This window comes from Microbacterium sp. H6, assembly GCF_003314775.1.
Lineage (GTDB): Bacteria > Actinomycetota > Actinomycetes > Actinomycetales > Microbacteriaceae > Microbacterium > Microbacterium oxydans.
This window is the reverse complement of record NZ_QOAY01000205.1, coordinates 1-1,069: the sequence shown is the minus strand read 5'-3', so window position 1 is coordinate 1,069 and position 1,069 is coordinate 1. Positions and strand designations below refer to the sequence as shown.

The following is a 1,069-nucleotide window of genomic DNA, read 5'->3' as shown; positions in this document are numbered from 1 at the left end:
GGTTCCTGCAGGTCGACCCGATCGAGGGCGGTGGGGCGAACGACTACTCCTGGCCGACCGACCCCATCAACGGACACGACCTCAGTGGGAGCGAATGGGATTGGGGGTTGACGCTTGACATCGGCTTGACCGTGCTTTCGGTTGCGTTGCTGGCGACGGGCGTAGGAGCGCCTCTAGCGGGAGCGATGCTCGTTGCGCGAGCAGCGACGTTCGCAGTTCGGGTCGCGAAGGTGGCAACGGATGTCGTGAAGGCAGGTCAAATTCTTGTTCGAGCATCGAAGTACACGCGCAGCGTTGCCGGAGCGGCCCGGGACATGATCGCTTCTCCGCGGGCGGCTGCTTGGGCCGGCAGGGTCTGGTCTCAAGGTAGTCGAGCGACGGAGCGGCTTTCGAGTCATGCTACTCGGATGAGAACTGGCCCGTCGGGTCGGTGGGTGCGAGGTCCTGGCGTGTCCCAAACAGGGAGACCGAAAGTAAACTTTGGGAGGAACGGCGTACGCCACAACTTTCACGTCTGGTTGGAGTGAGCGAATGGCCGAGGATAGTCAGGAAGCGTTGATTCAGCGGATCATAAGAGAAGGTGCGATCGGCTTTGTCCGGCGTGGCAGCTCCAACTCGTTCTATGCGAGGTTCGAGTCCATTCCAGGTGACGATGGAGTTCTCGTAGAGATCACGTTCAATCCCGAGTTTGTCGAACTTGGGGGCCCGGACCCAACAGACGTTGTCGTCTGTTGGGGTGACCTCGCCAGAGTTTCGGCGTGGCTGGATGAATTTTTGAACGGGCTTGAAGTCGAGTGGAGCCCCAGACACCTTCGTCGTCAGCTGGAACTGATTCTGTTTGGGGCCGAGGCGAAGCAAATGACGAGATTCGATCCCGATGATCCTTGGGATGTCGCCGATACGGGTATCCCGCCGCACGCGTAGGCGGATGGTCTGTCGGCGTCGGAGATCGTGTACGACGGGCGGGGGAACACGGTTCGTCTGGGTGACATGCAGTTCTCGTATGACGCCGCGAACCGGCACATCGGGACGACGTATGACGATGGGACGACGGTGCGGATCGTGCGGG

Annotated in this window: 1 protein-coding gene; it reads right to left on the bottom strand. The window is 60.7% G+C overall.

The features are described 5' to 3' along the window. Positions 1-399: 399 nt before the first annotated feature. On the bottom strand, positions 400-1,069 hold a 670-nt coding region (locus DSP71_RS22745; protein WP_220151122.1), incomplete at its 5' end, for a hypothetical protein.